Genomic DNA, 24,466 nt, shown 5'->3' on the forward strand with positions numbered 1-24,466 from the left:
TTAAATGTTTTGGGAAATAGACTTTTGACTGTTTTTGAAGTTTATTTCAAACTATATTTAGGAAATAGGCAAGTACAATTTCAATATTATAGGAAGTGATCGTGTGTTATCGGATTTCTATGCAGATTTACATATTCATATTGGCCGTACATGGAAAGGAAAACCAGTGAAGATTACGGGAAGCAAATCACTAACACTGGAAAGTATTTTACACACAGCAACAATGAAAAAGGGCTTAGATATCGTAGGGGTTATCGATTGCCATTCACCAGAAGTGTTAGAAGAAATGGCAGCACTTCTAAAAGAAAATAAACTAGTAGAATTAGTTGGGGGTGGATTACGTTATCGAGATACGACACTAATTCCAGGGGTAGAAATTGAAGTTAACGATGAAAACTGCTTAGGTCCATTACATGTGCTAGCTTATTTCAGCTCATGGCAGTCAATGCGAGAGTTTTCTATATGGATGCAACATTATGTGACGAATATTAACTTGAGTACACAGCGCATCGCTTGTGATGTGGTTACTTTGCAGCATAAGGTTCATGCACTGAACGGTATATTTATCCCGGCACATGTCTTTACGCCATTCAAGAGCGCTTATGGAAAAGGTGTGAATGAGAGTCTTGCAGAAGTTTTTGATATGGATCAAATAGATGCCATTGAATTGGGGCTGAGCTCAGATACAGATATGGTAAAAGGTATTAGTGAACTGACAAAATATACTTTTGTTACTAATTCTGATGCACATTCACTTGGCAAAATGGCTCGTGAATATCAAAAGATTCGTATGAAAGAGCCAACTTTTGATGAGTTGCGAAAAGCATTGAAGGAAGAGGATGGACGAGAAATTGTTGCGAACTATGGTCTTAATCCTCTTTTAGGAAAATATCATGAAACAGCATGTGCAGATTGTGGCTATCGAACAACGGAAGCGCCTTGTACGAATTGTGGAGGAAAGCATCTAGTAAAGGGAGTAGCGGTCCGGATTAAAGAGTTAACAGACACAGATCAGTCTTTACGCTATCGTCCACCTTATATTCACCAGATTCCTTTAGATTTTATACCGGGTATTGGTAAGAAAACGATGGAAAAATTGCTTTCAAGTTTTGGAACGGAAATGTACATTTTACATGAGGTTACTAAAGAAGATTTAGAAAAGGTAGTACCAACGAAAATTGCAGAATTAATTGATAAGGGCAGAAATGGTCTACTCTCGTTATCAGTTGGTGGTGGGGGCGAGTATGGGAAAATAAAAACTGAATAGAGTAACCAAAGGAATGTCTGCTAAATACGACATTCCTCTTCTTTTTTTATATAAAGTGCAAAATAAATACAACAGATACCTAATAGAACGACAGTAGCAAGCAATATGGACATATGCCACGGAAGTAAGAAAGTGCCGATGATTAGTGCACCATGGCTCAATAATGTAGAACCATTATGAGATAATGATGCAAAAGCGAGAAAAGCACCACGACGATCTTCTGGAATACGATTTGCTTGTTCTGTAAAGTAAATAGGTGAATACATAAGCTCTCCCAATGTAGCAATTACACCTAGTATCAATAAATAGTAAAACTCATTACCACTCATCATCAAACTATATCCAATACCATAGATTATCAAACCACTAATTAATGCATTTTTATAGTTCATGTTATTGGTCATTTTAGATACAAGGAATGTTGTGCAAACAACAAGTAAAGTATTTTCAAAACTCAAAAGGCTGAACATACGTACACCCTCTATCTTAAAGCCCAAAATAGTAATGGGTTCAAAAGTTTCTGAAAGTCGGACACTAATATAGCTTGAAAGCATTGATTCTGAAGAAGAAACTAACATTGCACCTACTATTAAAATCACAAAGCGGGTGTCCTTCAATGCAGTTTTATAGCTATTCCATAAGTCTTTGAACATATTATTATGTAATTGATTCTTTTTTGGACGACCATCATTTTGCAATAAAAAGATATAACAAAGTGCTAAACTCCAATTAATTACTGCTAATAAGATAAATAATGCAAACTGATATTTAATATAAAGAACTCCACCAAGAACAGCCCCAATACTAAACGACATATTGACTAACCAATACTCCATTGCATAAATATCTTTTCGATTTTCAGGTGTTGTGGAATCGAGAACAATAGCTTCCATTGCAGGCATTCCAAAGTCACTAGAAAAAACGTAGAAAAGATAAAAGAACGTAAATAGGATGATAGGTGTATTATTTGGTATTAAACAAATCGTCATACCAGTAACCATTGTAGCTGCTGATAGAGCACTAATGATTAATATGGATTTTCGTTTCCAACGATCTGCAGCATAACCACCGAGAATATTTGCGCAAATACTTACCCCAACCGAAATCATTAATATCGTTCCAGCGTAAAATTTGCTTTTCTCATGAGTAAAGAATAGTGCCATAAAAGGGAGTACAGCATGCATCGCAACACGATTAAAGAAAGCAGAGACGAGTCGAACCTTCAAATTCGGGGGTAGTTGGGAAAATTTCATAGTAACTCCTTCTCTTGATGTATTAAACCAATAGTAGCATAATCTAATTACAAATTCAGGAATTATTTGAAAGTTAAAATGATATAGAAAAATGGAAAATATTAAAAATTTTTGGTAACATTAAATATGAGTAAAATTCATAAATGATAGGTGAGGTGATTGATATGTCTAAGAAAGTTTATTTGAATCATGATGGTGGAGTAGATGATTTAATTTCGCTGTTTTTATTATTGCAAATGGAGGATGTAGATTTAGTAGGCGTTGGGATAATCCCAGCTGAATCTTATTTAGAGCCTGCATTAATTGCAAGTGAGAAGATTATCAATCGTTTCGGTCATGGAATTACGGTTGAAGTAGCACCGTCCAATTCAAAAGGAAAAAATCCATTTCCAAAAGATCGGCGTATGCATGCTTTCTATGTTGATGCATTACCCGTTTTAAATGAATTTGACATCACTAAACCGATGATTGTTGAAAGACCGGCTCATCTACATTTAGTAGATCTATTAAGAGCAAATGAGGAGAAAATAACACTGCTATTTACAGGGCCATTAACAGATTTAGCAAGAGCGTTAGATGAGGCGCCAGATATTGAAGCCAAAATTGAAAAGCTAATCTGGATGGGTGGGACGTTTTTAGAAAAAGGAAATGTGGAAGAACCAGATTATGATGGAACTGCCGAATGGAATGCCTTTTGGGATCCAGATGCAACTGTACGAGTATGGGAATCTTCAATAGAAATTGATTTGGTAGCTCTTGAAAGTACGCATAATGTCCCATTAACAACAGATGTGAGAGCATACTGGGCTAGAAATAGACAAGATATTGGTATCGAATTTTTAGGGCAATGTTATGCAATGGTACCACAACTATTACAGAATCAAAAGAATTCGACCTATTTTTTATGGGATGTATTAACGACGCTGACTGTATTTGACGAGAACTTAATTAAAAGAAAAGCTGTTGCAAGTATTGTTCATACTAATGGTCCAAGTCAAGGAAGAACAGAGATAGTATCCAACGGTCGAATAATTAATCTTATATACGATGTTGAAAGAGAAACCTTTTTTGAACATATAACGGATCTTGCTAGACAAGAGTAATTACCGATTAATTGAAACGCAATAAAGGTGAACCAGCCTATCAAGCTAAAATGGACAGAGACAAAGATGAATACGTGTGTGAAAGATAAAAGCAAAACGTGTTCATTTAGTTAGCATCCGTAGTTTAGTAATATAAATCGAGATCAATCAAATGATTGATCTCGATTTTTTACATTTTGCATCCAAAATTATTAAAAGTATGCGAAAAGTAATAGTGAATAGAGAAAAAATGCGCATTTGTATCCCCATCATATAAATCTTTTGATACATTGTGATTGTTGAATGATTATTGCACAATAGAATATATAGGTCATTTGGCGAACCTTGTCAAAATAGCCTATATTTTTTTGCTTAAAAACTTTATGGATATACAATGTTTAGTTAACTTAGCTTATATAATATCGAAATTTCTACTTTTTTATTAAGTTTTGTCATTTAGTTAAAACTAAAATATTAAATTTAGCGTCTATTATATGAATCGATATTGTGAGGATTGAGTTGTGTTTTAGGAGGTACGTTCATGCCAGAACCGGTAAGGAAAAATCACAGATACATAAGTGGTTTAGACGGTCTGAGAGCGATATCGGTAATCGCGGTTATTTTATACCACCTACATGTAAGTGGAATTGTAGGGGGGTATTTGGGCGTTACCATTTTCTTTGTGTTATCAGGCTACCTAATCACAGATTTACTAGTGAATGAATGGGAAAAATACGGAACGATTAATTTAAAGAATTTCTGGATACGAAGATTTAGAAGATTAATCCCAGCCCTATTCGTCATGTTAATTTTAGTAGGTTTTTGGATTACGTTATTCCAACGATCATTTTTAGTTGGATTACGTTCAGAGATATTAGCAGCTATATTTTATGTTAGTAACTGGTTTTATGTTGTACAAGATCATTCTTATTTTACGAAGTTCTCTCCACCATCTCCGCTTCAACATATGTGGTCATTAGCAGTAGAGGAACAGTTTTATATTATATGGCCACTTGTCATCATCATTGCCTTGCCTTTTGTCCGCCAAAAAGAAAAATTTGCATTGGGCATCTTGGGAGCAGCCTGTATATCAGCTATTTCCATGGCCATAATGTTTACACCTGGAGAAGATCCGAGTCGTGTTTATTATGGTACAGATACAAGAGCATTTTCTTTATTAATAGGGGCTACATTAGCTTTCGTGTGGCCGAGTAAAAAGCTAAAAGAGAATGTTACAAATGGAGGAAAAAAATTATTAAACGGGGTAGGAATAGTTAGTTTCTTCCTTCTGTTATTAATGTTCTTTTTCATGCATGAAGAAGGTCCATTTTTATATTATGGAGGCATGTTTTTAGCATCCATTGTTACTGCGATTTTAATTGCTACAATTGTACATCCTGCAAGTAGTATAGGAGATATTTTTAGTTATAGACCATTAATATGGATAGGGATACGTTCATATGGTATTTATATTTGGCACTTCCCATTTATTGTTTTGATGGGTGCTGGAATTGAAGGTGTTGATGTACCGCTTTGGAAATTACTTTTAATCATTGCGTTCACTCTTATATTAGCAGAACTTTCTTGGCGCTTTGTGGAAGATCCTGTGCGTAAAGGTGAATGGAAGATATGGTTACATAAGTTTCAAACACATGAGTGGTCTTGGAATTGGAAAGAGTGGACTCTACCTTACAGAATTGGATCAGCATTTGTAGGGTGTATCATTATTATTTTCGTGATGGGTATGATATTTACCCCTGCAGAAACGAAATCAAATAGTGAAGCATTAGAGCAACATTTAAAAGAGGAACAGAAAAAGTTAGACGATGCTAAAATAACAACTACCTCAGACAAAGAAAAGAAAGAGAAAACAATTGCTCAGAATGATTCTACCAAAGAGAAAAAAGAAGAAAAGCAGAAATCAACAGTAGAAGTAAAAGCCAAACAAGAAACAAACCCGCATAAAATCGTAGCGATGGAAGTACCAAGGTCTATTAGTGTAACGGCAATTGGTGATTCTGTTATGTTGAGTGCAGCAACAGCATTACAGCAACAAATTCCACAAATCATTGTAGATGCAAAAGTTGGACGCCAAGCCTATGATGCAATAGAAGTTGTAAACAAGTTAAAGCAAGAAGGAAAATTAGGCGAAGTTGTAGTCTTAGGCTTAGGTTCCAATGGAGATTTTAGTGAAACGCAAATGAATAATTTACTATCGGCGATTGGTAATGACCGTCATATTTATCTTGTGAATACACGCGTTCCACGTAATTGGCAAGATAATGTGAACCGCAAAATTAACAATGCTGTTAAGAGCCATCAAAACACGAAGTTAATTGATTGGTATAATGTGACAGAAGGACAATATGGTTTGTTCTACGATGACCATATTCATCCGAATCAAGAAGGCGAAAAATATTACACCGCGTTAATTAGTAGTGAAATTGCAAAAGGTGAAAAATAAAAAGGTGCTATAAAGTCTGTGCAAAAAGACTTTATAGCACTTTTCTTTTGTATAAAGAAAAACGACAATCACATTTAGCTAAACTTTTCGTTGAAAGTATCCATGCTGTTTTTCAAAAGAAATATAACTGAAAAAGGCAACCTTTTAAGTAATCTGACCCAATAAAGTTAATCTACATGCTCGTATAAGTTTACGCTTTCGATATAGTTGACAAATCTTCGTAAATCTCTTTCTTGTTCGCGACTAATCTCACCAGCTTCATACATTTTATGAATTTCTGCACGTTCTGTTTCGGTGATAACTACACGTAATTCATCTTTTAATTCATCTTGTCGGTTTGAATTTGTTGTAACTGGTTTTCTAATTTGATCGAGTGCTCTTTCATATTCGAAAGAAATCATAAAATAGATTTCGGGATTTTGAGTCATTTGCGCTTGCTCTTTTAAATAGATGAGGGCCTTTTCATAAGCATTTATACGGACCACTTGTTTCATCCGAACATAAGAAACAAATTGTTCTTTGTCTAGGAGATACTTTTTTCGGGCAATTCGCCATTCTCGTAAGAATCTGTAGAATATATAAGAAAATCCTTTTTGCATATTGTGCTGAATAACACGTCTTCTTTCTGAAAAGGTAGTTTTAAATGCATCATACATATCTTCATCTAAATGATGACCTTCATATAAATCCTTTATATATTGTTCTTCAATTTCAAGTGCGGTTAACCTTACATTTGTAATTTTACTTTGATGTTCAGGTTTTCCTGACTTAGCTGCGTTACCATCTAACTGAGCTTGACGGAACATTTGTTGATATTCACCAATTAATTGATAAGCGACATTTCGGTTGTCATCATTCATTTCACGGTGGATTTGTTTAATGGAAGCAAGTAAAATTTTCTTTTTCGCTTCATTGAAATTTAACTGATCTTCATTCTCTTCACCTGATTCGTTTGATTCGATTAGTAAAGGAAGGAAGATGGTTGCAACGATTAATGTAAATAAGATCACACCAGAAGCTAAAAATAGTAAGAGTGAACGTTCAGGGAATATACCTCCGTTATCTGTAATAAACGGTAGTGACAATATACCAGCCATTGTAACAGCTCCACGAACTCCTGTTAGACTGCTAAGTAAGCTCGTCTTCAAAGTAGGTTTTTCATCTCGACCTTTTTTAAATTCGTACATAGCAGTGAAATATGACCAGACAAATCGTATACCTAAAATAACAACACCAATTGCCATAGCATAGCCCATTAGCTTCCAATTATTAATACTTGTGTTTTCAATTGATTCTTTCATTGTTGAAGGAATATTTAAACCAAGTAATAAAAACACAATTCCGTTTAGAATGAATAAAACAATAGACCAAGTATTTTCAGTAAGTAATTGTTCTTCTGCTAAAACCGTCTCTGTTTTGTCTTTTACTAACGCTTGTGCAATACCAGCAACAACGACGGCAATAACACCTGAAGCATGGAAAATATCTTCTGCTACTAAGTAGACGATAAAAGGTGTTAATAATTGTAAAAGAGTATGGAATATAACATCACGGATACCAGCTCTTCTTAAAGAAAAGCGAATTTGAGTTAATATCGTACCAACGATTAATCCTAAAATGGCACCTACAATAAAAGTGTAAGAGAAATTCAATAACGCCTCTTTAATCGAGAAATATCCAGTTACGACAGCAGCTACTGCATATTTGAATGCTACAAGACCAGATGCATCGTTGATTAACGATTCTCCTCGAACAATATTTAATATTTTCTCAGGTATTTGAATACGTTTTGCTATCCCATTTACTGCTACAGGATCGGTTGGAGAAAGAATGGCAGCTAGTGCAAATGCTGCAGCTAATGGTATAGAAGGGATTAACCAGTGGATAAAATAACCGCCAGCTAATGTAGTAATGAGAACTAAAATAATGGCGTTCCCTAAAATAGGCATTCTCATATTCCACAGTTCTTCGCGCGGAAAATTACGCCCATCATTATATAAGAGTGGTGCTACAAATAATAATAGGAACCATTCTGTTTCTAGTTCTAAAGAAACACCACTAAACACAAGTGCAACCATAACTCCTAAGGCAATTTGAATTAGAGCTGTAGGAATTGAAGGTATGTAGTGACCTATAATATTAGAAATAAGTAAACAACCCATTAATAATAGAACAATCATCAATAAATCCATAACATCATCCTCACATCAATTAGAATGGCACTTTTTACACTCTAAAAAAAATAATAAGATATCAAAAAAATTTCTACAAATGATAGCCCTAAGCTTTGAAATAACAGCAAATTTGACAAAGTTGTTACTATACTAACTAAAATTGTGTGGATTCTTCAAACAGATGTGACCAAAATCATGACATCTATTCCACCAGGAGTTTATACTAGAATGTGACAAAAACCTATATTGTTCGTAATGATGAAGGAGATGAGCAACTTGAAAACAGTTGTTGTAATTGGTGGAGGCATTACAGGCCTTTGTACCATGCACTATCTACAAAAACAAAAAAATGAAAAAAATTTAGATATTCGTCTTGTGCTAGTTGAAAAAAATGAATTTCTCGGTGGGAAAATCCACTCAGCATTTGACAAGGGATTCATCATAGAAACAGGTGCTGATTCTATTGTGGCACGACATAAGAGTGTGATGCCACTTGTTCAAGAATTAGGCATAGAAGATGACCTAGTTTACAACGGTACAGGAATTTCTTATATATATACAAATAATACATTGCATGCAATTCCAGTAGATAGTGTATTTGGTATTCCAACAAATATTGAATCGCTAAAGAGCAGTACACTTGTTTCACCGAAAGGAAAACAAGAAGCGTTAAAAGATTTAGACTTACCAAATGATCACTTTACAAAAGACAGCTCTATTGGGGATTTCCTTGAATATTTCTTAGGTAAAGAGCTAGTAGAAAAGCAAATTGCTCCTGTGTTATCAGGTGTTTATTCCGGTGATCTATACAAATTAACGATGGCTTCAACATTACCATATTTACTTGATTATAAAGAACAATATGGCAGTATCATCAAAGGTTTCGGAGCCAACCGTGAGCAATTCCAAAAATCAGCAGATAAAAAATTCATTTCTTTTAAAAATGGCTTATCACAACTAATTGACCGTTTAGAAGAAACATTAACAGATGTAGAAATTATTAAAGGTGTAACTACGACAAACGTAGCAAAACAGGGTAATCAATATACATGTTCATTCAATGGACATGATGATATTACTGCAGATTATGTTGTGTTATCAACACCACATAGCGTGACAAGTCAAATTTTAAAAGACGAAGCAGTAGATCAAGAGCTAAATACAATTCGTAACGCATCTATTATTGCCATTTATGTAGGATTTAATATTCCTGATGAAAACTTACCAGCAGATGGTACTGGTTATATTGTTTCTGAAAATAGTGATGTGAAATGTAATGCTTGCACATGGACAAGTCGAAAATGGAAACATACATCTAAATCAGGTAATTTACTTGTACGAATGTTCTATAAGAGCACAAACCCATTGTTTAATAAGCTTATGAACCTAAGCGAAGAAGAGTTAACAGAAATTGCATTAGATGATATTAAAAAATCATTGAATTTAGATGGTGAACCGGCAGCTGTAAATATAACAAAATGGAATGAATTAATGCCAGTCTATGGAATGGGTCATGCAACTACGGTCCAATCTTTAAATGATCAATTAGCTGAAAAATATCCAAATCTAATTTTGGCTGGATGTTCATACTATGGTGTTGGAATCGGTAATTGCATTCAAAATGGCGAAGATACTGCAGAGAAAATTGTAAAGCAATTAATATAAAACCTAACATGAATCTTACTTAATTTATCAACAGACTAGGCAAATTTAGAAGTTGTATAAGAATATGGGGCTAATTGTCTTCTTTAGAAAAGAAGTAGATAGAAATTGCGAGGCTCCTGCGGGAAAGCAAGCAAGAAATACCCCGGACTGAGCGTAGGAAGGATACTAAAAAGTAAAAATAGCTTGATTTTTATAATTAAAATCTTGTGTGACATCTTAGTTGAAGTGGAATTAGCGGAGACTCCTGTAGGAAAACGAGCTAGACGAGACCCCACAGCGAGATTTTCTCTGCGACGAAGCTAGCGAAGCGATGCAGGAGCACAAGCGAGGAGGCTCGTCAGTTCGCCCACGGAAAGCGGAGCTAATTCCACTTCATTAATAGCGAATATATATTATAGATATTTGTGTTACTACACTTTTTCAGTAGCTTTAACGCACCCACGCGGAAAGCGAGCGATTTCTACTCCTTCTAAATAGTAATGAATAATCTCATCAACCAAGAGTGGAGTTTTCTTCTCTTGGTTTTTAAATTTGTAAAATTAGTTGTTGCTATGTAAGATGAAAAGACACGAGTATATGAAAGAGGTAAATAAGATGATAAGAAAATTAAGTCTAGTACTCGGTATTCTATTACTCTTTACTGGATTGGTATTAATTTTTCAAAAACCAATAATGAGCTATCTTGTTGCCAATATGTCAGAGGAAACTATTCATAAGTCTGATGTTGAAAAAGCAAAAACAGCGCCTGATACAACTTTCAATTTTAAAGAAGTGAAGAATATTAGTTTACAAGATGTTCTTAATGCACAAACGAAAAAGAAAGATGTCCATGCCATTGGAGCTATTAGTGTACCAGATGTCAATATGCAGCTTCCTATAGTGTATGGTATTTCCAATGTGAATTTAACAATCGGTGCAGGAACAATGAAAGCAAACCAAATCATGGGGCAGGGCAACTATGCTTTAGCAGGACATAATATGAATGATGGCAAAACATTGTTCAGCCCACTAACTAAAGCAAAAAACGGCATGAATATCTATATTACTGACTTTCAAAATATATATGAATATAAGATTTCGGATATGTTCATTGTTAAGCCTACGCAAGTTGAAGTAATTCAAGACCAAGCAGATGAAAAGGTAATCACATTAGTAACCTGCAACTACAACGGTGAGAAACGCATGATTATTCGTGGAAACTTCATTAAAAAACAAGCTTATACAGATGACACAAACTATTTTAAGATAAGTAAATAAATTTAGAACCCTTTTTAACAATAAATAAACGAGATTCATATGAATTGTTCGCATGAATTTCGTTTTTTTGTTTTGATTAGAAGATTTTTTCAAAGAAGTTTTAAAACTATTTTCTTATATTGCCTTGACGCAAACTCGCTAAAGGAGTATGATTCTTTTAATTATTCTAACAATTTAATAGTGATTCTTATCAAGAGAAGCCGAGGGACTGGCCCTATGACGCTTCAGCAACCAGCCAAATGGTCAGGTGCTAATTCCAGTGGAGAAATCCTGTAGATAAGAAGGAACATAGATGACGAAACCAAAACCCTTCTTATTTTTATTTAAGAAGGGTTTTTTATTTGAGCGAAACCAATTTAAGGATAGAAAGGATGGACTGTATGGGATTTTTAGAGAAACTTCGAACGCAAGTGCTAACAGCAGATGGTGCTATGGGGACATTGTTATATTCGTATGGTATTGATTATTGTTATGAGGAGTTAAATATCAAAAAGCCAGAAATTATTGAAAATATCCATCAACAATACATTGATGCTGGAGCAGATATTATTCAAACAAATACTTATACGGCGAATGCAATCAAGCTTGAGCGTTATGGTTTAGAAAATTCGGTAAAAGTGTTAAATGAAAGTGCCATTCAAATTGCTAAAAAAGTTGCTTCAAAAGGTGGACAGTTTGTACTAGGAACTATTGGAGGCATTCGCGGTGTACGTAAAAGTGATGCGACATTAGAAGAAATTATTCAGTCACTAGATGAACAGGCGAGATATTTATTAGCAGGTGATCCGGATGGACTTTTATTAGAGACCTACTATGACTTTGAGGAAATAACTGCAGCTGTAAAGCATTTACGTAGCATAACAGATATACCGATTATTTCTCAGGTATCTATGCATGAACCAGGCATTCTTCAAAATGGACTGTCATTAAATAGTGCCCTTCATCAGTTAGAAGATTTTGGTGCAGATATCGTAGGAGTCAATTGTCGTTTAGGCCCACACCATACAATCCAAGCGTTAGAAGATGTTGAACTTCCAACAAAAGCATTCCTTTCTGCATACCCAAATGCAAGTTTACTAGATGTTGAGGATGGGAAAATTGTTTATGAATCAGAAGCAGATTACTTTGGTCGCTCAGCTGTTCTGTTACGAGATCAAGGAGTTCGATTAATCGGCGGCTGCTGTGGAACTACACCAAAGCATATAGAAGCAGTGAAAAAACGTTTAGCTGATTTACCACCTATCCAACATAAAGTGGTCAAACATAAAGAAGTGATTAAGATTAAAGAAGCAGCAAAGGAAAGCTATGAACCGCTTCATGAAAAAGCGAAAAGAGAGCGTTCTATTATTGTTGAGTTAGATACACCAAGACATCTAGATGTTGAGAATTTTATAGAAGGCTCAAAAGCTTTATATGAAGCCGGTGCGGATGCAGTAACAATGGCAGATAATTCACTTGCATCACCACGAATAAGTAATATGGCGATGGGGTCTATTTTAAAATTAGATCATCATGTACGTCCACTTGCCCACATTACTTGCCGCGATCGAAATTTAATTGGTTTGCAATCGCATTTGATGGGCTTAAATGCGCTTGGTATCCATGATATTTTGGCTGTTACGGGTGATCCAACCAAAGTGGGGGATTTCCCAGGTGCAACAAGTGTCTATGACGTATCAAGTCTGGAACTTCTGGAACTAATTAAAAAGTTAAATGAAGGTATATCCTTTTCAGGGAAACCACTACGAAAAAAAGCGAATTTCTCTGTCGCAGCAGCTTTCAATCCAAATGTTCGAGTAGTAGAAAGAGCTGTAGGACGTTTAGAGAAAAAAATAGAGGCTGGAGCGGACTACTTTATCACACAGCCAGTTTATAGTAAGAAAAAAATTATTGAAGTTTATGAAGCAACGAAACATTTAGACACACCTATTTTCATCGGTATTATGCCATTAACTAGCTTACGAAATTCTGAGTTTTTACATCATGAAGTACCAGGGATTAAGCTTTCAGAAGCTGTATTAGAACGAATGAGAGCCACTGGAGAAGATAAAGAAGCTGCAAAAGCAGAAGGGTTAGCTATCGCAAAAGAGTTAATCGATACAGCAGCTGAGTTGTTCAATGGGATATATCTAATCACGCCATTTATGCGTTATGAAATGTCGATTGAATTAATGGAATATATTCGTGAATTAGACCACAAGAGAGAGGAAGAAAACAACTATGTCAAAGCATCTCATTGAGGAACGACTTGAAAATAATATTTTAGTGTTAGATGGTGCCATGGGGACAATGTTACAAAGTGCAAATTTAACAGCAGATGATTTTGGCGGAGAAGAGTATGAAGGATGTAATGAATATTTGAATATTACTCGTCCAGATGTTGTTGAATCTGTTCATCGTGCGTATCTCGAAGCAGGCTCAGATGTTATTAGTACCAATACATTTGGTGGTACACCGGTAGTTTTAAACGAATATAATCTTGGAAGCAGAGCTGAGGAAATCAATAAAAAAGCCGTTGAAATTGCGAAAAAAGTAGCAAATGAACTTTCAACCCCAGAGTGGCCACGTTTTGTAGCGGGTGCGATAGGGCCAACAACGAAAACGTTATCTGTTACGGGTGGCATTACCTTTGATGAATTGAAACAAGATTTCTACGTACAGGCGAAGGGATTAATAGTAGGCGGAGCAGATGTATTATTACTTGAAACGAGCCAAGATATGTTAAATGTCAAAGCAGGTACGCTTGGGATTAAGCAAGCTTTTGATGAGTTACATAAAACAATCCCTGTCATGATTTCTGGAACAATTGAGCCAATGGGTACCACACTTGCTGGTCAAGGTATTGAAGCTTTCTATATTTCTATTGAACATATTAAACCTCTTTCTGTAGGTTTGAACTGTGCGACCGGACCGGAATTTATGACGGACCACTTACGTTCACTATCGGAAATAGCAACAAGTTATATCAGCTGTTATCCAAATGCAGGATTACCAGATGAAGAAGGGCATTATCACGAAACACCCGAATCATTATCAAAAAAACTTGAAGGTTTTGCAGATAAAGGATGGTTAAATTTAGTTGGGGGATGTTGTGGTACAACGCCTGCTCATATTCGAGCAATACGTCAAGTGGTCAAGGATCGTAAACCACGTCAAAAGCCGGATAATGAGCATGGTCATGTTGTTTCTGGTATTGAACCATTAGTATATGATGATTCGATGCGTCCATTGTTTGTCGGTGAACGTACGAATGTGATAGGCTCACGTAAATTTAAACGCTTAATAGTAGAAGAAAAATACGAAGAAGCTTCCGAAATTGCGCGTGCACAAGTAAAAAATGGCGCTCACGTTATTGATATTTGTCTAGCAAACCCAGATCGTGATGAACTAGAGGACATGAAAAACTTTATGCAGGAGGTAGTGAAGAAAGTAAAAGTACCTCTTGTTATTGATTCAACAGATGAAAAAGTAATAGAAGTGGCACTGAAATATTCACAAGGTAAAGCCATTATTAACTCGATTAACCTTGAGGATGGTGAAGAACGGTTTGAAGCTGTTTTGCCAATCGTCAAGAAATATGGTGCATCAATTGTTGTAGGTACGATAGATGAAAAAGGAATGGCAGTCGATCGAACAAGGAAATTAGAAATTGCAGAGCGTTCCTATGATTTACTAGTTCATAAATGGGGGATTACACCGGAAGATATCATATTCGATCCGCTTGTTTTCCCAGTAGGGACAGGGGACGAACAATATATCGGTTCAGCTGTAGAAACAATTGAAGGGATTCGTCTAATTAAAGAAAAATTACCACGTGCTTTAACGATTCTTGGCGTAAGTAATGTATCTTTTGGGTTGCCACCAGTAGGACGGGAAGTATTGAATGCAGTTTATCTTTATAATTGCACTCAAGCGGGATTAGATTACGCAATTGTGAATACTGAAAAGATTGAGCGTTACGCATCTATTCCAGAAAATGAAATTAAATTAGCAAATGATTTACTGTTTGAAACTACAGACCAAACATTGGCTGATTTTACTGATTTCTATCGTGATAAAAAGAAAGAAAAAACAGAAGCAGATATTCCTAAAACAGTCCCAGAGCGTCTGGCTTATTATGTTGTGGAAGGTACAAAGGAAGGCCTAATACCGGACTTACAAGTAGCATTAGAGCAATATGATACGCCACTCGATATTATTAATGGACCATTAATGGAAGGGATGGCTACTGTCGGTAAACTTTTCAATGATAATCAACTGATTGTTGCGGAAGTTCTACAATCTGCAGGTGTGATGAAAGCTGCGGTATCATTCCTTGAAGATTTCATGGAGAAAAATGAAGACGATACAGGGAAAGGAAAAGTATTGCTAGCTACTGTTAAAGGCGATGTGCATGATATTGGGAAAAATCTAGTGGATATTATTTTAAGTAATAATGGCTATAAAGTAATTGATTTAGGAATTAAAGTATCTCCACAGGAATTAATTGAATCCATTCGTACTGAAAAACCAGATATAGTTGGTCTATCAGGTTTACTTGTTAAATCAGCACAACAAATGTTAATTACAGCACAAGATTTTAAAGAAGCGCAGATAGATACACCGATATTAGTAGGGGGTGCAGCATTATCTCGCAAATTTACTGATACCAAAATTGCAGTAGAATATGATGGACCAGTTTTTTATGCAAAAGATGCAATGCATGGCCTAGAACTTGCCAATAGATTGCAAAGCGATGAAAAGGAAAATTTGTTGGAAGAATTACATGCATCTCAGGAAAAACGTTTAGCTCAAGAAGCCAGACGAAGTGAAAGAACGGCAGTAGCAGTAGCACTAAAACCTGTTAAAACTGTTCGTTCAGATGTATCAGTATTTGAACCTCAAGATTTAGTGCGACACGTGACGAGAGATTATTCGGTTGCTCATCTTCAACCATATGTGAATATGAAAACTTTAATCGGTCATCACCTTGGTTTAAAAGGATATAATGAAGAAATGCTGGTGAAGGGTGATGAAAGAGCAGTTTACTTATATAATTTAGTGACAGGATTTTTAAAATCAAATATTTTAAGCCCTTCAGGAATGTATCAATTCTTCCCTGCTCAAGCAGATGGGGATGATGTGATTATTTATGACCCAGTTGATGCAAAAACGGAGATTGAACGTTTTACATTCCCACGCCAAAATAAGGAGCCATTTTTGTGTTTGGCAGATTTCCTTAAATCAGTAGATAGCGGAGAAATGGATTATGTGGGATTCATGCAAGTGACGGCGGGGCATGGTGTTCGTGAAGCAGCCGCTCGCTTAAAGGAACAAGGGAAATTCTTAGAAAGCCATGCACTTCAAGCAACCGCATTAGAACTTGCAGAAGGATTTGCAGAACGTATTCATCAAGAAATGCGTGATCATTGGGGCTTCCCGGATGCAACAGACTTCACCATGCGTGACCGATTCGCGGCAAAATATCAAGGTCAGCGTTTCTCATTTGGCTACCCTGCTTGTCCGAACTTAGAAGATCAAGAGAAATTATTTAAACTCATTAAACCAGAAGATATGGGTGTACAACTGACAGATGGATTTATGATGTCACCAGAAGCATCTGTTTCAGCAATTGTTTTTGCACATCCGGATGCTCGATACTTTAATGTTGAATAGTAGAACAAAAAGAGCGTAAGCAAATTTAATTTGACTACGCTCTTTTTCTTAAGGTTTGGTTAATGGATAAGGAAATTGGGAGTGCTTTCATTGCCATTGTCTACGCATACTTGCCGCAGGAATATTAAGCTCATCTCGATATTTACTAATGGTTCTTCTGGCAATTTGGATAGCGTGTTCAGTATTAAAATATTCAGCTATTTTCTGATCTGAAAAAGGTTTAAGTTTGTTTTCCATCTGAATAAATTGTTTTAATAATATTTTTACTTTTTCTTGTGAAATATTGTCACCATTATTTGTTGCAACTTTAGAAGTGAATAATGATTTTAATTCAAATGTTCCAACTGGTGTTTGGATATATTTGTTTGTTGTTGCACGACTTATGGTAGATTCATGCATTTCGATTTCATCAGCCACTTCTTTTAAAGTTAGAGGAATTAATTCAGATAGTCCTTTACTAAAGAAAGTGCGTTGTTTTTTTATTAAAACATGCATTATTTTAAGTATTGTATTACGTCGTTGCTCAATACTGTTAATTAGCCAATGATAGTTTTTGTAATGAGTATGAATATATTGTTGTTCTGCACGATTAGTTGTAGGAACAGTTAAATAATGTTCGTTCAATTCTATATTTGGTAGATAGCCATCATTTAAATAAAAAACCAGTTCATTTTGTTGTATTTCTACAATAATATCTGGGCGTAAATATTCTGTGCTTCCTATTTGTGTAAAAGAGCAGGGTTTTGGATTAAGTGTTAAAATGAGTTCGTTTAGTTGTTGAACTTGAGAAACAGAACATTTTAGATTTTTTGCAATTCGTGACCACTTTTTTTCAGCAAGCATAGGTAAATAACGTTGAATCATTTCCGATAGAACTGGGTATTCAGGATAATGGTATTGACTTTGTAATATCAGACATTCTTCAATATTTCTTGCCCCAATCCCAATAGGTCCAATATGTTGGAGGAGTTCTATCCCTCTAGTAATGTCTTCTGTAGAATAGATTGCGCTTGTTTCTTCAATTTCCAAATATCCGTTGTCGTTTAAATTGTGAATCAAATATGTTAATAATTTCTTCGTGGTGGCATCTTTAAAATTTAAATTGACCATTTGCATTATTTGGTCTCTAAAATTTACCTCACTAGCTTTTGTTAAATCTGTTGATTTAAGAGCTACACGTTTTGTTGACTTTACAGACGGGAGCTTTTCAATTTGTCTTGAGAATGATGAATCTTGAAGTTCAATTAATGGATTTTCCAATTCTTGTTGCCGAATAAATTGTTCTAAATCATCAGTTGAATATTGGAGTAATTCAATGGACTGTCGAAGTTGAGCGGTCATTAACAATTTTAGTTCTTGTCGTTGTTGAAGTATAAGCTCCATAACAAAATCCTCCTTAATTAATCTATCATCCTAACAAACTTGATTTAATTTAAAAGGCGAAAAATTCTGCAATATGTAATGAATATTATACTTTATGTATCTAATATTTGGAATGGAAAGAAGTTATTCTTAGTTAATTTTTTAGCATAGTAAATGTGATATAAAAAATAGAATCGACATTTACTACATTAAAAAATGGACTAATTAAGGAGTTGTCCAAATGCTCATTTTTGACAACTCCTTTGTGAAGAGTAACCTCTGGAGCAATAGGGAATTGTACAAACTTAATATGAAGGTGGGTGTTTTAAAAATGCTTCTTTACACTTTTAAGACACCCCCTTCTTATGGTTGAATAATGATTAATTCTCTTGTAAATGAAGTTAATATTTCTGGTTCTCCATTTTCATTTATATATACATTATCTTCTATTCGCACTCCACCGTAGCCAGGAATATAGATGCCAGGTTCGATTGTAAATACCATCCCTTTACGAGCAAGTGAGTCATTTTCGGAGTGAATGGAAGGTTCTTCATGTACTTCAATTCCAAGGCCGTGCCCAACCCGATTATTAAAATAGATTCCGTAGCCATTTTCTTCAATAATTTTACGTGAGGCTAGATCAAATGTTTTTAAAGGAAGATCGGCTTGAACAGATTGAAGTCCAGCAATGGTCGCTTCTTTTACAATATCGTATACTTCTTGCTGCTGTTCTGTTGGATTTCCAACTATAAATGTACGAGTAATATCTGAGCAATATCCATTTTTGATAATGCCCATATCGATCAATACAAAATCGCCTTCGCAAACCACTCTAGAACCAGGATGTCCATGAGGGAGTGCGGCATTTTCCCCAACTAGAACGATCGTATCGAAAGATGTACCGTCTGCTCCAAATTTTCGCATTAACAGCTCTAATTCAGCTACAATTTCTTGTTCTGTCATGCCAACTCGGATTTTTTTGATTCCTTCTTCCATCACTTTTTCAATAATTTCAATGGCAAGTTTTATCGATGCTATCTCATCAGGAGATTTATGCAATCGTTGTTGACTGACAAATGGTTGGATATCTAGTACAACAGGGTGATGAAATGCTTCGATTAGCTCTATATATCTTGCATAGCTAAACGATTTCCCCTCTACGCCTATTGCGCTTCCAACATTTCCAATTGTATTTTTGACGACTTCAAAGGGGGATTCCTCATCTGAAATAGGGATGATTTTTTCAATGTTTGACTTTTGCTTTGCGGCTTCTTCATCTAAAGCAGGGACAAATAAAAATGTATCATTTGTTTTAATATTTAGTATCAATGCCATAAACCGCTCATGTGGTTCGGAATTAAATCCAGTGAAGTAAAATATATCAGCAGGCGAAGTAATAATTCCTAAATCAATTTCATGGTGCACTAATGTCTCTTCTAGGATATTTTTACGTTCTTGAAAGGTTTGAATATTCAAATAGCTCACCTCTGGTCAGTTGTTATTTTTATGATATCACAATTTTTAGAATATTTAATGTTATATTTGCAGGATAAGTTTATAGATACAGGAGAGTGTATTCTAAATGCTGAAACAATTACTATCGATTTCAATATCAACAAAAGCCTAGTTCTATAATCTATTATTAGTACCAGGTGTATGATAGATGTCATATTATCATGATGACATCTATATCTACTGAAAAGATAATTAAGAATGTATGATAAATCCATGAGTACAAAGGCTGGAGGGGATTTTTTTGACAGATCGTGAAAAGACAAAACAGCTAAGAAAAGCTGTTATACCATATGCAACATCTGATACGAAAAAAAGTGTAATGCAAATAATTAATACAATTCCACCAATGATTGCATTGTGGATAGCTGCATACATGATTTTACCTTACACTGTTTGGGGAGCTGTGGGACTAAGTGTGATTGCGGCAGGTTTTGTTGTTCGTACATTTATCATTTTCCATGACTGCACACATGGCTCTTTCTTTAAAAACAAAAAAGCCAATGATATCGTTGGTTTAATAACAGGGGTTCTTACATTATTTTCATACGAAAAATGGAAAAAAGAGCATATGATTCACCATGCTTCAAGTTCCAATTTAGATAAACGAGGGATCGGCGACGTTTGGGTCATGACAGTTGATGAATATGTAAAAGCATCAAAATGGCAACGCTTTTGCTACAGAGCTTATCGAAATCCACTTGTCATGTTTGGTTTAGGTCCTTTATATTTAGTACTGGTTTCTAGTAGATTTAATCACAAAGATGCAAGAAAAAAAGAACGTTTCAATACTTATTTATCCAATGCAATCATTGTCGCTCTTTTCGCAGGAGTCATCTTACTGACCAATGTACAATCATTATTAATTGTACAAGGGACATCAATGTTTGTTGCAGGGGCACTTGGCATTTGGTTATTTTTCATTCAGCATACATTTGAAGATTCTTACTTTGAAAATGAATCTGAATGGGATTATGTAAAGGCTGCTGTAGAGGGTAGTTCTTATTATAAATTGCCGATCGTTTTACAATGGGTAACTGGTAATATTGGCTTCCATCATGTGCACCATTTAGCACCACGAGTACCTAATTATAAATTAGAAGAAGCACATAAAATGACACCACCATTGCAACAAGCAACAACCATTACAATTAAGACTAGCTTTGAATCATTACGTTATAAATTATATGATACACCCAATAAAACATTTGTTACATTTAAGGATGTTAAAAGTCTTGTGGTAACACATGATTCTAAAATAAAACAATCTATAGAAACAATCAAAAAGTCAGTTAATCAACCTAAGTCTAGCAAAAATGTAATATAACAGATAATTTTCCGTGGAATAACTTATCGATAATATTATATAAAATAAAAAAACGTACATTACTAAGAATTTAGTGATGTGCGTTTTTTTTATGGTTACGATTAACCGATACCCCTCTTTTCAAAACAATCCATCATTATCTCTATTTTTTAGATAATCTAAAAATATGTTAACCTATTTTTATTTTTGGTTGACATATAATTCGAAATGATACACAATAATCACGATTAAAAAAAGAAGAGAGGCGATATTTTGAAAAGTAAAACAATCGCTTATGCTGCACTTTTTGCAGCTTTAACATCAGTAGGTGCATTTATTAAAATTCCAATTCCCTATATTCCTTTTACACTACAAATTCTGTTTGTTTACATGGCTGGTGCGTTATTAGGGCCAAAACTTGGATTCATCAGTCAACTAAGCTATGTATTAATCGGATTAGTGGGAGTACCAGTCTTTACGGAAGGAGGAGGTCCTAGTTATATTTTTAAGCCGACATTTGGTTATCTAATTGGTTTTGTATTAGGTGCGTTTGCAAATGGCTGGCTTATTCAGAAGTTTAATCTGAATAAAATTTATTCTATTTTCTTCGCAAATGTAGTTACGCTACTTATCGTGTACTTTTTTGGATGTACTTGGCTGTATGGAGCAATGAAGTGGGTTGTTGAAAAACCTTTAACTCTTCATGAAACATTGTTATTCGGTTTTTATCTACCGGTTCCTGGAGATCTTTTGTTAGCCGCTATAAGCGCAATCATAATACATAAAGTTCGTCCAAGAATAAAAAAGTTCATTTAAATGAATCAATTTCATAATGCAAAACTTATATGAAATATACGAACATTAAATGATATCCAATTTTCTTCATTGTGGAGCGAAAGACGGCGAGTCCTCGAAAATGCATTCGCATTTTCTTCGTGCAGTGCTAATTCAAGGAAGCTAATTCAATGTCCTACGGAATAAGCTTGAGCTGAAAGCCCCGCAGGAAGAAATTCTTTTGTTAAAAAGAATTTCTTGCGACGAGTAATCGCAGGAGCACATCTTTTAAGGAACAAAGCCTATAATCGCCACTTCCTGTGGCAACGGCTTCGTGACCAACATCGTGTTGGCCCGAGGAGATTGAAGCCAAGCCCGTGGAAAGCGCCGTCTGTAGCGGAACATTTATATCAGAATATTGAAAAGTTAATGTGTTGAAATATTCGTATTTATAAATCGAAAATTGATTCAAATGAAAAATAGGAGCTGTATAGAATGGGGAAATCATTTTTTATCACTGGAACTGGAACCGATATAGGAAAAACCATCGCTACTGGTTTTTTATATTTCACATTAAATAAGCTAGGTATTAAAACAACAGTATTTAAACCTTTTCAAACTGGATTGATTGAGCAAACTCAAACTTATCCTGATTTAGGGTGGTATGAATCGGTACTTGGTGTAAAAAATACTGGATGCTTTGTTTTCGAACCAGAGACGTCGCCACATTTAGCCATTAAGATGCAACCAAAAGAAGTGAATATTGAAATTGCTCTACAAAGAAAAAAGGAATTAGAACAAACGAATGATCTTGTTTTAATAGAGGGAGCTGGAGGATTGGCTGTTCCTTTAATAGAGCAAGAAGATAGTTTTTATATGACAAAGGATTTTATTGAAGAACTGAATATACCTGCTATTCTGGTTAGTTTAAGTGGACTTGGTTCAATACACAATGTTATTACAACAAATTTATACGCTCAAACGTATGATATTCCTATCCATTCAGTGATTTTCAACAAATTTGATAAAGATAATGTAATTCAACAAGATAATATCCAGACTATTGAAAAAATGCTGGAACTACCTACTTTTACTATTCCTGATTTCAAAAATGTAAAAGAAGAATTAGAAAAATACTCAGAAAAATGCATTGAATCAGAACTATTTGTAGAAAAATTGAAAGGGGTTTTTCTTGATGGAACAATATAATACTCAAGACTTAGAAAATTGGGACAAAGAATATGTATGGCATCCTTTTACTCAAATGAAGCAATACCAAAAATCGAAACCACTTATTATTGAAAAAGGAGAAGGAAGCTATTTATATGATATTGAAGGGAAAAAATATTTGGATGGTTATGCCTCTCTTTGGGTTAACGTTCATGGACATAATATCCCTGAGTTAAATGAAGCACTGACAAATCAGGTACATAAAGTTGCTCATTCTACTTTATTGGGTTCTGCAAATGTTCCTTCAATTTTATTAGCTAAAAAGTTAGCAGAAATTACGCCAGGAAACTTATGTAAGGTATTCTATTCAGATACAGGCTCTGCTTCTGTAGAAATTGCACTGAAAATGGCTTATCAATATTGGCAAAATATCGATTCAGAGAAATATAAAAGAAAAAGTACATTTATCTCATTAGATGAGGCTTATCATGGTGACACGATTGGATCTGTTAGTGTAGGTGGCATGGATTTATATCACCGGATTTTTAAACCATTACTATTTGAGCGTATTTCTTTACCATCACCTCATACTTATCGAATGTCGGAAGATGGAGATGAAGAAGCTGTAAAAAATTTCTGCCTACAGAAATTAGAAAGTTTACTTCAAGAAAAAGCTGATGAAGTAGCTGGTTTAATAATGGAACCTTTAGTGCAAGGTGCAGCAGGAATTATTACACATCCTGAAGGCTTCTTGAAAGGGGTAGAAAAACTTTGTAGAAAATATAACATTCTCCTTATTTGTGATGAGGTAGCGGTTGGCTTTGGAAGAACAGGAACCATGTTTGCTTGCGAGCAAGAAGGGGTTGTCCCTGATATTATGTGTGTAGGGAAAGGGATTACAGGCGGTTACATGCCTCTTGCAGCAACTATTACAAGTCAAAACGTTTTTGATGCTTTTTTAGGGGAAAAAGAGGAGTATAAAACGTTTTACCATGGTCACACATATACGGGTAACCAATTATGTTGTTCTGTAGCATTAAGAAATATTCAATTGATGGAGGAAACTGCATTAATCGAAAAAGTTCAAGCGAATGCTTTATTTGTAAAGGAAAAGTTAGAAGACTTATATAATCTAGACATTGTAGGAGATATTCGTCAACGGGGATTAATGATCGGAATTGAGATTGTTAAAGATAAAGAATCAAAAGATATTTTCGAAATACAAGCAAACAAACTTGATAGCATTGTCTTGACTGCACGTGAAAAAGGGCTCATCGTCCGTCAGTTAGATCAAGTATTAACATTCATGCCTGTATTAGCGATGAGTCAGAGCGAACTAGAAGAAGCGATTAACATAATATATCAATCTATTTCAGAGAATATTTAGTTTTCTTTTCTCAGTGAAGCTCATCATAGTCCTACGGGAAAAGCTTGAGTTGAAAGCCTCACAGGAACGTAGTGGAGGGCGCTGGAAAATTAAAATCTTGTATAGCTATCTTAGTTGATGTGGAATTAGCGAAGACTC

16 protein-coding genes and 1 riboswitch are annotated in these 24,466 nt (G+C 35.0%); of the genes, 12 read left to right on the plus strand and 4 right to left on the minus strand.

Annotated features, from left to right (window positions below; all coding sequences use genetic code 11):
- Positions 1–103 precede the first annotated feature (103 nt).
- A complete protein-coding gene (locus ABE048_RS05145) occupies positions 104–1,267 on the plus strand; it encodes an endonuclease Q family protein (RefSeq protein ID WP_430309631.1) in 1,164 nt (387 codons plus the stop codon).
- A gap of 20 nt (positions 1,268–1,287) precedes the next feature.
- On the opposite strand, the gene ABE048_RS05150 is transcribed toward ABE048_RS05145, so the two are convergent.
- Positions 1,288–2,520, minus strand: a complete 1,233-nt coding sequence (locus ABE048_RS05150; protein WP_430309632.1) for an MFS transporter — start codon at positions 2,518–2,520, stop codon at positions 1,288–1,290.
- A 164-nt stretch (positions 2,521–2,684) separates the two neighbouring features.
- Between ABE048_RS05150 and ABE048_RS05155 the strand changes: the two genes are divergently transcribed.
- The 3 genes from ABE048_RS05155 (at position 2,685) to ABE048_RS05165 (ending at position 6,066) form a co-directional block, all read left to right on the plus strand.
- Positions 2,685–3,623 carry a nucleoside hydrolase gene (locus tag ABE048_RS05155; RefSeq protein WP_430309633.1) on the plus strand — a complete coding sequence of 313 codons (939 nt, stop codon included), beginning with the start codon at positions 2,685–2,687 and terminating at the stop codon, positions 3,621–3,623.
- Between the two features lie 11 nt (positions 3,624–3,634).
- A complete protein-coding gene (locus tag ABE048_RS05160) occupies positions 3,635–3,712 on the plus strand; it encodes an excalibur calcium-binding domain-containing protein (protein ID WP_430309648.1) in 78 nt (25 codons plus the stop codon).
- Between the two features lie 431 nt (positions 3,713–4,143).
- Positions 4,144–6,066 (plus strand): acyltransferase family protein, encoded by a 1,923-nt coding sequence (locus ABE048_RS05165; protein ID WP_430309634.1) that lies wholly within the window; start codon positions 4,144–4,146, stop codon positions 6,064–6,066.
- Positions 6,067–6,233: 167 nt separating this feature from the next.
- On the opposite strand, the gene ABE048_RS05170 is transcribed toward ABE048_RS05165, so the two are convergent.
- On the minus strand, positions 6,234–8,258 hold the full coding sequence (locus ABE048_RS05170; RefSeq protein ID WP_430309636.1) for a Na+/H+ antiporter: 2,025 nt from the start codon (positions 8,256–8,258) through the stop codon (positions 6,234–6,236).
- A 258-nt stretch (positions 8,259–8,516) separates the two neighbouring features.
- Here ABE048_RS05170 and ABE048_RS05175 point away from each other — a divergent pair, with 258 nt between their 5' ends.
- The 4 genes from ABE048_RS05175 (at position 8,517) to metH (ending at position 16,817) form a co-directional block, all read left to right on the plus strand.
- A complete protein-coding gene (locus tag ABE048_RS05175; protein WP_430309637.1) occupies positions 8,517–9,905 on the plus strand; it encodes a protoporphyrinogen oxidase in 1,389 nt (462 codons plus the stop codon).
- Between the two features lie 594 nt (positions 9,906–10,499).
- A complete protein-coding gene (locus ABE048_RS05180) occupies positions 10,500–11,162 on the plus strand; it encodes a class A sortase (RefSeq protein ID WP_430309638.1) in 663 nt (220 codons plus the stop codon).
- A gap of 184 nt (positions 11,163–11,346) precedes the next feature.
- A riboswitch (SAM riboswitch) is annotated at positions 11,347–11,445 on the plus strand.
- A gap of 97 nt (positions 11,446–11,542) precedes the next feature.
- Positions 11,543–13,402 (plus strand): bifunctional homocysteine S-methyltransferase/methylenetetrahydrofolate reductase, encoded by a 1,860-nt coding sequence (locus tag ABE048_RS05185; protein WP_430309639.1) that lies wholly within the window; start codon positions 11,543–11,545, stop codon positions 13,400–13,402.
- The gene (metH, locus tag ABE048_RS05190; RefSeq protein ID WP_430309641.1) at positions 13,383–16,817 is read left to right on the plus strand and encodes a methionine synthase; all 3,435 of its coding nucleotides are present in this window, start codon (positions 13,383–13,385) and stop codon (positions 16,815–16,817) included. Before ABE048_RS05185 ends, metH begins: the two co-directional genes overlap by 20 nt.
- Positions 16,818–16,904: 87 nt before the next feature.
- On the opposite strand, the gene rpoN is transcribed toward metH, so the two are convergent.
- A complete protein-coding gene (gene rpoN / locus ABE048_RS05195) occupies positions 16,905–18,200 on the minus strand; it encodes an RNA polymerase factor sigma-54 (RefSeq protein ID WP_430309642.1) in 1,296 nt (431 codons plus the stop codon).
- A gap of 342 nt (positions 18,201–18,542) precedes the next feature.
- On the minus strand, positions 18,543–19,649 hold the full coding sequence (locus ABE048_RS05200) for a M24 family metallopeptidase (RefSeq protein WP_430309649.1): 1,107 nt from the start codon (positions 19,647–19,649) through the stop codon (positions 18,543–18,545).
- A gap of 286 nt (positions 19,650–19,935) precedes the next feature.
- Here ABE048_RS05200 and ABE048_RS05205 point away from each other — a divergent pair, with 286 nt between their 5' ends.
- The 4 genes from ABE048_RS05205 (at position 19,936) to bioA (ending at position 24,328) form a co-directional block, all read left to right on the plus strand.
- Positions 19,936–21,018 (plus strand): fatty acid desaturase, encoded by a 1,083-nt coding sequence (locus ABE048_RS05205; protein WP_430309643.1) that lies wholly within the window; start codon positions 19,936–19,938, stop codon positions 21,016–21,018.
- Positions 21,019–21,270: 252 nt separating this feature from the next.
- Complete coding sequence (locus ABE048_RS05210; protein ID WP_430309644.1) at positions 21,271–21,813, plus strand: biotin transporter BioY; 543 nt, start codon at positions 21,271–21,273, stop codon at positions 21,811–21,813.
- A gap of 453 nt (positions 21,814–22,266) precedes the next feature.
- Complete coding sequence (gene bioD, locus ABE048_RS05215) at positions 22,267–22,980, plus strand: dethiobiotin synthase (RefSeq protein ID WP_430309645.1); 714 nt, start codon at positions 22,267–22,269, stop codon at positions 22,978–22,980.
- Positions 22,967–24,328 carry an adenosylmethionine--8-amino-7-oxononanoate transaminase gene (gene bioA, locus ABE048_RS05220; RefSeq protein ID WP_430309646.1) on the plus strand — a complete coding sequence of 454 codons (1,362 nt, stop codon included), beginning with the start codon at positions 22,967–22,969 and terminating at the stop codon, positions 24,326–24,328. The genes bioD and bioA overlap by 14 nt, the downstream gene beginning before the upstream one ends.
- The last annotated feature ends 138 nt before the right edge of the window (positions 24,329–24,466 follow it).

The sequence above is a fragment of the Rummeliibacillus pycnus genome (genome assembly GCF_050459865.1).
Classification (GTDB): Bacteria; Bacillota; Bacilli; order Bacillales_A; family Planococcaceae; genus Rummeliibacillus; species Rummeliibacillus pycnus_B.